This window comes from Nostoc sp. LEGE 12454, from assembly GCF_056620565.1.
Map to the genome: position 1 here is coordinate 1 of NZ_JBWQXL010000087.1, position 8241 is coordinate 8241.

The 8241-nt window shown below is 41.1% G+C and carries 11 protein-coding genes; 4 read left to right on the forward strand and 7 right to left on the reverse strand.

The features are described from left to right. The first annotated feature begins 288 nt into the window (after positions 1 to 288). Complete coding sequence (locus AC1F2U_RS33975; RefSeq protein ID WP_292793239.1) at positions 289 to 429, forward strand: hypothetical protein; 141 nt, start codon at positions 289 to 291, stop codon at positions 427 to 429. 399 nt (positions 430 to 828) lie between these two features. On the opposite strand, the gene AC1F2U_RS33980 is transcribed toward AC1F2U_RS33975, so the two are convergent. Genes AC1F2U_RS33980 through AC1F2U_RS33990 form a run of 3 tightly spaced genes read right to left on the reverse strand, consistent with a single transcriptional unit; the run spans position 829 to position 3744 of the window. Next, positions 829 to 1536: a hypothetical protein gene (locus AC1F2U_RS33980; protein ID WP_480265141.1), complete on the reverse strand. Its 708-nt coding sequence runs from the start codon at positions 1534 to 1536 to the stop codon at positions 829 to 831. Then, positions 1511 to 2854, reverse strand: coding sequence for a replicative DNA helicase (dnaB, locus tag AC1F2U_RS33985; protein WP_480265142.1), 1344 nt, complete (start codon positions 2852 to 2854; stop codon positions 1511 to 1513). Before dnaB ends, AC1F2U_RS33980 begins: the two co-directional genes overlap by 26 nt. Further along, a complete protein-coding gene (locus AC1F2U_RS33990) occupies positions 2851 to 3744 on the reverse strand; it encodes a MarR family transcriptional regulator (RefSeq protein ID WP_480265143.1) in 894 nt (297 codons plus the stop codon). The genes dnaB and AC1F2U_RS33990 overlap by 4 nt, the downstream gene beginning before the upstream one ends. A 283-nt stretch (positions 3745 to 4027) precedes the next feature. On the opposite strand from AC1F2U_RS33990, the gene AC1F2U_RS33995 reads away from it, so the two are divergent. Next, positions 4028 to 4402: a hypothetical protein gene (locus tag AC1F2U_RS33995; RefSeq protein WP_069069515.1), complete on the forward strand. Its 375-nt coding sequence runs from the start codon at positions 4028 to 4030 to the stop codon at positions 4400 to 4402. 108 nt (positions 4403 to 4510) lie between these two features. Here AC1F2U_RS33995 and AC1F2U_RS34000 read toward each other — a convergent pair whose 3' ends face one another. Continuing rightward, the gene (locus AC1F2U_RS34000) at positions 4511 to 4969 is read right to left on the reverse strand and encodes a carboxysome distribution maintenance protein McdB (RefSeq protein WP_480265144.1); all 459 of its coding nucleotides are present in this window, start codon (positions 4967 to 4969) and stop codon (positions 4511 to 4513) included. Continuing rightward, positions 4962 to 5747 carry a ParA family protein gene (locus AC1F2U_RS34005; protein WP_480265145.1) on the reverse strand — a complete coding sequence of 262 codons (786 nt, stop codon included), beginning with the start codon at positions 5745 to 5747 and terminating at the stop codon, positions 4962 to 4964. The genes AC1F2U_RS34000 and AC1F2U_RS34005 overlap by 8 nt, the downstream gene beginning before the upstream one ends. Before the next feature lie 564 nt (positions 5748 to 6311). Here AC1F2U_RS34005 and AC1F2U_RS34010 point away from each other — a divergent pair. Then, complete coding sequence (locus AC1F2U_RS34010) at positions 6312 to 7274, forward strand: ParM/StbA family protein (protein WP_480265146.1); 963 nt, start codon at positions 6312 to 6314, stop codon at positions 7272 to 7274. Positions 7275 to 7276: 2 nt separating this feature from the next. After that, positions 7277 to 7567 carry a hypothetical protein gene (locus AC1F2U_RS34015; protein WP_335125352.1) on the forward strand — a complete coding sequence of 97 codons (291 nt, stop codon included), beginning with the start codon at positions 7277 to 7279 and terminating at the stop codon, positions 7565 to 7567. 52 nt (positions 7568 to 7619) lie between these two features. Here the strand turns inward: AC1F2U_RS34015 and AC1F2U_RS34020 are convergent, their stop codons facing one another. Further along, positions 7620 to 7769, reverse strand: coding sequence for a hypothetical protein (locus tag AC1F2U_RS34020; RefSeq protein ID WP_480265147.1), 150 nt, complete (start codon positions 7767 to 7769; stop codon positions 7620 to 7622). Between the two features lie 28 nt (positions 7770 to 7797). Then, positions 7798 to 8055 carry a hypothetical protein gene (locus AC1F2U_RS34025; RefSeq protein ID WP_480265148.1) on the reverse strand — a complete coding sequence of 86 codons (258 nt, stop codon included), beginning with the start codon at positions 8053 to 8055 and terminating at the stop codon, positions 7798 to 7800. Between the last annotated feature and the right edge of the window lie 186 nt (positions 8056 to 8241).

The following is an 8241-nucleotide window of genomic DNA, read 5'->3' on the forward strand; positions in this document are numbered from 1 at the left end:
TGAACCAACTGACGGGAAAGCCTCAACCAGAGAATTTTACCCCTGGCTAACATATTTTTAGCAATCACTTGTCATTAATGAAGGTATATAAATGTCTGAAATGTCTTACCGTTCACCCTATTCATAGAGTTTCATAAGAAAATGAAATCAGAATGAAATTTTTCTATGTCTAAAGATAGATATGTGCAGTATCAGTACAAAACTTATGACATCTTGTACTGCTTGAAGGTGGGTATTTGTTAGCGGCTCTTCTGATTTTATTTTTGCTGTCGCACTACTCAAATCTATATGAATGCAACATTTAATAGGCTGCTTGAGTGGTTACGAGATTATATATCCGTAGATACTGTTACACTCCTACTTTCAGTTGCAGACCTACAAAGTTTAGCTGTACAAGCAACCATTGGACTAGAGGAAGAAATTACATAACAAATCCGTATCCCTATCGGGCGGGGCATTGCTGGTCATATTGCCGCCAGTCTTGAGCCGATGATGGTTAATAATCTGTCAGCAGTAGAGGTCGTGAGTCCAATTTTACTGAGCGCGATGTACAGCAATTACAACTTATTGCACATCGTCTTGGGTTGATCATAGCGGATGCCAGACTTTAAACTTCGTGGGCGATGCGATTGCTACAACTAGGAATGTTACTTGCAATCATCAAGGTGGTTAGGACACTGTGCGAAGCACATCTTCTATACCATCACAAAGACAGTCAAATTGAATTAGTTGTTTACAAATTCGACTTTTCAACCATGACCAGTATCACTCAATTTTGTGTTTTGGTCAGGTGAATAGGATGGCAAGTATTTTAACCAACAGCCTTTTCTACAATTTTACTCGCAATATTGACAAAATCTCTCTAACTGGGGCTTTATCTGCTTCTAGCTTCTCTATTTTGCTTAATAGTCGTTTTGGAATATACTTGCACTTTTTAAGGAGGCGATCGCCATCTTTCCAAAACTCATAGTGATACCAAGCTTGGGGATAATCTTTGCCGTGAAGGGTGATGGTTTTCCATTGAATGGAGCCACTACCTAATCCTTTGTGTCGTCTAGTTTTACTAGGGTTATTTTTACTCGGGGGTATTTCTTTGTGTCGTCTATTTTTACTAGGGTTATTTTCGATATCCCCCAGTAATGTGTTTTTACTAGGGCTAGGCACAACACCCAGTAACCCCAAAATTTCTCTAATTGGGCGCTTCTTGATCTCTGCTTCCTGAATATCCCCCAGTAAATGCTTGGGAATGTACTTGGTCTTCTTGCTCCCTTTTTCCTGCCAATGATAGTAAGCCTGGGGATAGTCCTTTCCACCTCTAGTAATGGTGCGCCAATGAATAGTGCCGTTACCCTCACCCCAATTTCTGCGCTTTTTACTAGGGTTATATTTACTGGGGGGTATGTCTATTTGTTCAGAGTTTTTACTAGGGCTATTATCAATACCCCCCAGTAAAAGTTCCGATACAGGAGGCGGATGATTTTGACAGCAGTTTGAGGATTCAGATATTCCATCACCGCAAATTCTGGATAATTCCATAGGACTTGTCAAAAAATACCGTTGCTGTGCCTGTTTCACCGTGTCGTGCCTTAGCCATGATGAGTTCTAATATTCCTTGCTCTGTAGTGTCTGGGTTGTAGTACTCATCCCGGTAAGCGAGAATAATATTGTCTGCAACCATTTCTAAAATTCCCGATTGGCTAAGGTCGCTCATCATTGGGCGCTTATTCTGTCTGCCCTCAACTCCCCTAGAGATTTGCGACAGTGCTAACACGGGTACATCCAGTTCCCCTGCCATTTTGTAAAGTCCCCTGGCCACATCTCCTAGTTCATAGCTGCGGTTGCCTCCAGAGTCCTCTGCCATCATTTGCAGGTAATCAACTACAACTAGCCCCAGTTTTCCCTCTTTAGCCTTAATTTGGCGGCATTCTGAGGCAATTTGTGAAACGGTGATGCCCCTTGAGTCATTCATGTACAGCGGTAATTCTGAAGCAACACCGACGATTTTGGCAATGCTTGTAAATTCCCAGTCTGCTAGGGGTTTATTACCTGAGCGATGTCTGCGGATGCGATCGCTTTTTAGTGGCGTTAAATCTAAATGCTTGTAAGCGTTGCTAACACTAATTAAACTCCACAGCCTGTACTCCAATTGTTTCTTTGTCATCTCCAAGGAGAAGATGACCACAGGTAGCTCATGGAACAGTATCATTTGGAAAGCCAAAAACAAGGCGATCTGCGACTTTCCCATTGATGGCCTACCCGCAACTATGGTGAGTGTACCGCTTTCAAATCCCACCATCAAATTATCGAGTTCATGAAGTCCTGTAGGGTAAATGGGGTTTCCTGAATTTAAATCCTCGTAAGCAGCAATGTTAATCGTGCTGTTATGTTCAGTGTTTGAAGATAGGGTTTGATTAGATAATTGGAAAATTTTCTGTTCTGATTGGTCAAGGATTTGTGGTAACTCAGTTTCTGTCTCGTAACCGAGATGTACAATTTCATTTCCAGCCTTGATTAACTGTCTACGCGCGAATTTGTCCATCACCAACTCGGCTAAAGTGTCAATGTTGACAGCTGACACTGTGCGGTCTACCAGAGTTGCTAATTTATTTCTCCCGCCGATACGGACTAGCAAATCGTGGTCAGTAAGCCAAGCTGTAACTGTGAGTAAATCAGTAGGTTTACCAGAGCAATGAAGGCGCTGCACGGCTTGATAGATATCTTTATGGGTGCTAATGTAAAAGGCTTCGGGAATTAAGCGATCGCTCACCCTACCGATTGCTTCTGGGTCAAGCATGATACCGCCTAAAATCGCCTCTTCCGCTTCGATGTTTTGGGGTGGCAATTTATCAATCATGTCTCACCGCCAGTATTTTCAGCGAGATTTTGGCTTTGCGACTCTTCCCAAGCTCTTTGAGCCTGTCGCTGCCGTTCTTCAAGTTCTCGGCGGAATTCATCTCGAGCATTTTTTGTTTCAGTTTTTTTGGCTTGTACCTGTTTTGAAGCCAGATATTTTTCGTAATAAACCTCCCAGCGATTTCTTCCGGCTTTGTTCTTGTGAGCTAACCAAGCCTCAATGTCATTCACTGGCTGGCTAAGATTTTTGGTTTTTTCCTCACAAAATTCCAAAAATTTCGCTCGCTCGTCTTCTGAGAGAGTCTTTATAAAGTCTAAATAATTCTTATTGATCTTAGGGTTTTGTAATCCTCTCTCCACAAGGCTTTCAGCCTCCGCATGGTGCGTGGCGATCGCGCATGGTGCGTCATGATCCATCATGGTGTGTGGTGATCCAGCGTGGTGCGTGGCGATCGCGCTCGGTGCGTCATCACACCTTGGGTGCGTCATCACACCATCGGTGTCTTCACACACCATTGGTGCGTCATCACACCTTGGGTGCATCATCACACCATTGGTGTCTTCAATAAATTCGGGTGTGTCATTGCACCATAATCCCTTTGGTTTCACCTTGGTTCTGACTTGCAATAGCTCTAGATCAATGAATCCCTTTGCGTCTAATTCCTTAAGAGCGCGGCTTACAGTTTGCCTGTGGACTATCCGCTCTGGTGCTGACAGCTGACGAGCTACCTCAGCGGCATTGATGTCAATCCCTTGGTTATAAGGGTCAATGGTTCGGATGTAGTACAGGACATCCCTCTGTGCTGGTGTGAGTTCACGGCAGGCTTTCAGCCATTCTTCATGCTTAAGTGGATAGAAACGTCCCTGAATTTTTGAATTTGGTTGTGTCACAATTTTGCTAATACAAATGAAAAGACAAAATTTCACCTCGATCCGTTGGGATAGAGACTAATTTTTTAGGTGTCCATCATTAACACTTAGTCAACGAATTTTTATATTCAATCGCGACAAGGTATTTATTTGATGGCTATGCTAGTAATGTGAAGATTAAAGATATGTCTGGGAAAAAGCACTCCTAGCAAGAGTTTGGTAAGATTAGGGTATACATCATCGTTGTCGTTTAATCAAACATCAAATAGTATAACCGTTAAACTTAAGTATAATTAGCAAAGCAATGCAAAGTTTTGTATCAGAAAAAACACAAAGTTATCAGCAGTTATTCGATGAGATGATGAATCGCTTCAATTTGGAAGCGAAGAAGACTGCTGAACAGGCTAAAGTGTCAGAAGTAATGTTATCCCGCTTTCGTCGCGGGAAGGCGGATCTAGGAGCATCAAAACTAATAGCGCTACTTTTGGCTATTCCGGTAGAAGCTAGGGTGTGGTATTTATCTGAGTTATTTGGTCAGAGGCCAGGAATTAGCCTGCGATCGCTAATTGCTGAAGCACCTCCAGAAGAACAGGCTGAAGTTTTACGACTAATTGCTGATATTTTTGTGAATAACAGTCGTGAGGCTACAGAACCAGTGCAGTTCCTTAAAGCTTTATAACTCACCATTGGCAATAGAATTTGACTAAAACTCGTAAGTGTAGTTTCCTGCACTCTCACGGACATTTGTGCAATTACCTTAACCTCTCACGGATAGATTAGGGTTAACTTAATCGTTAACGTTGATTTTCTTAGCCAATGTCTGAAATTTGCGTTGTTCACCAGCTTGTTTACGCTGTTGATAACGTTTTCTAGCTTGCTTTAGTACCTCTTGCAATAATTCCTCATTTTCTGAGCAGACGATAAATGCAGCTTCTAGGAAAGTATCTCTAGTAATTTTATTTACATTGCAAAACGTATCTAGTTTGGTATCAATGTCCTGTTCTAACCTGATTGTTCGCCTGATGATCTGGGTTAACTCTAACTGCTGTTCTTGATTAGAAGTGCTTACCTTATCGTTTATTACTTCCTCACTATCTAAATCCGGTTTTGGTTTCTCAGATAAATGACTAAATTCAGTAATTTGGTCATTTAGTAAGTTATCATGTTGTACTTTTACAAGTGTTGTATCCCGTGCTGGAACACTTGGACGTGTCTTTTTCTTAAGGCGCTCAAAAACATCAGACATTCTTTTGTAACCTCTCGATAATTTGTTGGAAGGGAGTTTCGAGTTGTTTAAAGCCTAGAGAGGACAAACTTACACCTTTATCTATGGCCTTTTTAAATTGTTCAGATTCTAAAATTGAAGGTAAAACGACTATTTCTTCGGCAATTGTTCGCATTGCACTGATACTCGCCTTACTTTGTGCGACCTGGTTATTACCTACCCATTTATCTCTGAATGGCAAGATGCCAAGCACTATCCCTGAAAAAGCATCAATTTCTTGAAGTTCCTCAACTAAACTCAGAGTTCGGATGAGAGAATTTACACCTTTGGATGATGCTTCCACAGGAATGATGATATGGTCAGCTGCCCCCAACGATGTAAGGCAGATTTGCGATCGCTGAGGTGGTGCATCGATAATGCAGTATTGGAATAGATCTGATACCTCTTTTAAGCGTTTGCTCAGAACAATAGCTCCCATACCGCTCCCAGACAAAAATTCTTGAGCATTATCTAATCCATCATCAGCAGGAATTAACCATAGGTTTTCTCCGATTTCATAAATACCGTCTTCAGTATTGATCTGTTTTTTGAGAACTTCTAGAAGCGTGGGTTGATTCTGCTGAACTTCGTGCCCCAGGTAAAAAGTTAGGTTCGCTTGGGGATCGGCATCAATCATCAGTACACGCTGTCCTGTTTGAGCAAGCATTCTACCCAACAAGATTGCAACAGTTGTTTTTCCCTGGCCACCGGACAAGGATGCACAAGTAAGAATTAACATTTTACTGACTACCAGCAGCATTGTGTAAATTAGTCAATATCATAATGCATAATGTTGTTTTTAAGTTATTTAGTCATTATGTAATTTAGTCATTTATAAATGACTAAATTGTAATTAACGCTATTTAGTCATTACTTTAGCTCTCAAAAAGTCCTACTCTTCGAGAAGATAGATGTAAAGATAGATTTTTGTCCTATTTGTTTGTTGGTAATTTTAGTCAAGACTGAATTTAGTCATTCAGTAATAACTAAATTTCATAATAGTGCAATCTAGTAAACCAGTTTTATTTTATTCAGAAAATAAAACTTCACAAATGCTCATGGGGGCTTTATAGGGGCTATATGTACCCCAAAAATGATTCAAGACTTCGATGAGTATTTGACCCCTGTATAGGGTATATATGGGTGTTTTGTGGGGTATATTTGACTGTTTGACACTTTATACCCCACTTAGCCCCCAAGGGGGTATGATAAGCTCTTGAGGCTGGAGAAAAAAGAGGTAGTTATTTTATTCTTCTCTCCTTTGCTCCCCCATATCTTCTCAACTGATAACTTTTACAAATTGAACCGTATTACCTTTCCCCCAATGTCGAACATTCATACCTTACAAAAAATTTTTCCTGCTGGCTTTGATAACGGTTATGGAAGCCTAAAACTTTTAGTCGATGGCTTTGAAGTAGTTCGTGTCCCCAGCTATATAACCAATGCCGAGATGGAAGATGTACCCGGACGAGTAGTTTTTAACGGCACTGCTTACACAGTCGGAGAATCAGCTTTCCGTACAGGTTATCATTTTGACCGGAACACGGATAACAATGAAAACAAAGTCAATAATGCGTTGTTGACATTATTGGGTGCATTGGCACATCTACCACACCGTAAGGCTTGGCACTTAAAATTAGTCGTCAGCTTACATGATGTAGGTCTGGCTGACGAATTGCAAAAAGTACTAAGTGGGGAATATCAGCCAATACTTGCTGGTAAACAATCAGAGGTGAAAGTAGAAGTGCTGAAAATTGTGCTAGAGGGGATGGGTGCATTGTTTGGGCATCAACTACCGAAAAAATTAACCATTTTAGACTTTGGCAATGGAACGACTCTGTATTCTCGTTACAACCAGGGGAAGCGAGAAGTTCACACCGCCTACCCCATCGGTGTAGAAGTTCTCATTGATGATATTTCCCAAAAAATGAAACATCTAAATGGGGGAAAAATCGGGGATGCATCCAAAATCCGATTTTGTCTGGAAATGGGACATACCAAGTACAGCCGTGACATCGATATTAAAGATATATACAGCACTTGTTTGAAAGATTGGTATGAAAAATACTTGAAGAAAGTGGTGAACTTGACACTTGATGCCAAGCACCAAGGGGATGAAATTTGGGCTATAGGTGGAGGGTGTCTGTTACCTGGATTTAAGAAGCTTTTAGAAAAGAACGGCTTCAAAATTCTGGATAATCCAGTGGAAGCTAATGTTTTTGGGCTTCTAGAAATGGCAAAAACTATTATCAGCAAGAATTCACCAAACACATCTGGGAAGTTATAACAATGGCAGACAAACAAGACTTGACACCGGAAAAAGTTCGGATTAAAGATAGCTACCGTGAGCGGATATTTGCAGAATCACAGCAATTAGGTAAAAGTTATCTGGAGACGCTTTACTTTATTATTGATTGTTATTTTGCTTTTAGAAGGGGTACATTCCCCACTCAACAAGTAGCTTTCACCCCGATTAATACTGAGTCAAACCAACTTATTCAGCCGACTAAAGAGCTATCTACAGACTCTAAACCAGAGGATTCTGATGACCAAACCTTCAGCCTTGATTTTGATTTGTAAGGGAAATATAGGGCTCCCGTCAGGTTGGTCAGCCGGTGCTGTAGTCTCAGAGTCAGCACCCAAGGATGTCACCAGTCGTAGTTAGAGAGCTTTTCACCCAGACATTTTGCTTGTGATAAAAATTACCACGTTGTTCTAATGTAAACCCACCCAGCAATAATCCCAACCATACTTCTACCATCGGCATTTTAAAATCCGACACAAGCGGAATTTCAAAAATTACATTCGACTCACCCAAATAACTCCCGATGTTGATAAGCAAATCGAGAAACATCCAGACTAGCTACAGGTTTAGCATAAATAGCCTGATTGCGAATGGCTTGTATCTGTTCTGACTCTCGCTCCATAGCTGGAGTAAATTCTTGTCGCTGTGTCAGCAAATCCTCAAACTCAATTTCCCCTGGTCTACCTTGATAAAAAGCCGACTCAGCACAACGACGGACTGCATTACCAATTTCTGCTGGGCTGCAAATACGATATTCAGCCAACAGTCTACGCCATTGGTCATCGCTCCAAGGTGAGTTATTGTCTCGAAACGCTGGAAAATACTTATACCAATTCTTTATGAAGCTGCGCTAAATAAAGCTTCGAGAATAAAGTCGTAAGAAGTAAGGGAGGCAATGTGTTCTGGTGTAATTGTTTCTAAGACGGAAGCTAGCTTTTGACGTAGTTGG

Bases quoted from the DNA above. Each gene is read 5' to 3' on its own strand.
- AC1F2U_RS33975 (WP_292793239.1), top strand. From the start codon at position 289: ATGAATGCAACATTTAATAGGCTGCTTGAGTGGTTACGAGATTATATA.
- AC1F2U_RS33980 (WP_480265141.1), bottom strand. From the start codon at position 1,536: ATGGAATTATCCAGAATTTGCGGTGATGGAATATCTGAATCCTCAAAC.
- dnaB (WP_480265142.1), bottom strand. From the start codon at position 2,854: ATGATTGATAAATTGCCACCCCAAAACATCGAAGCGGAAGAGGCGATT.
- AC1F2U_RS33995 (WP_069069515.1), top strand. From the start codon at position 4,028: ATGCAAAGTTTTGTATCAGAAAAAACACAAAGTTATCAGCAGTTATTC.
- AC1F2U_RS34000 (WP_480265144.1), bottom strand. From the start codon at position 4,969: ATGTCTGATGTTTTTGAGCGCCTTAAGAAAAAGACACGTCCAAGTGTT.
- AC1F2U_RS34005 (WP_480265145.1), bottom strand. From the start codon at position 5,747: ATGCTGCTGGTAGTCAGTAAAATGTTAATTCTTACTTGTGCATCCTTG.
- AC1F2U_RS34010 (WP_480265146.1), top strand. From the start codon at position 6,312: ATGTCGAACATTCATACCTTACAAAAAATTTTTCCTGCTGGCTTTGAT.
- AC1F2U_RS34015 (WP_335125352.1), top strand. From the start codon at position 7,277: ATGGCAGACAAACAAGACTTGACACCGGAAAAAGTTCGGATTAAAGAT.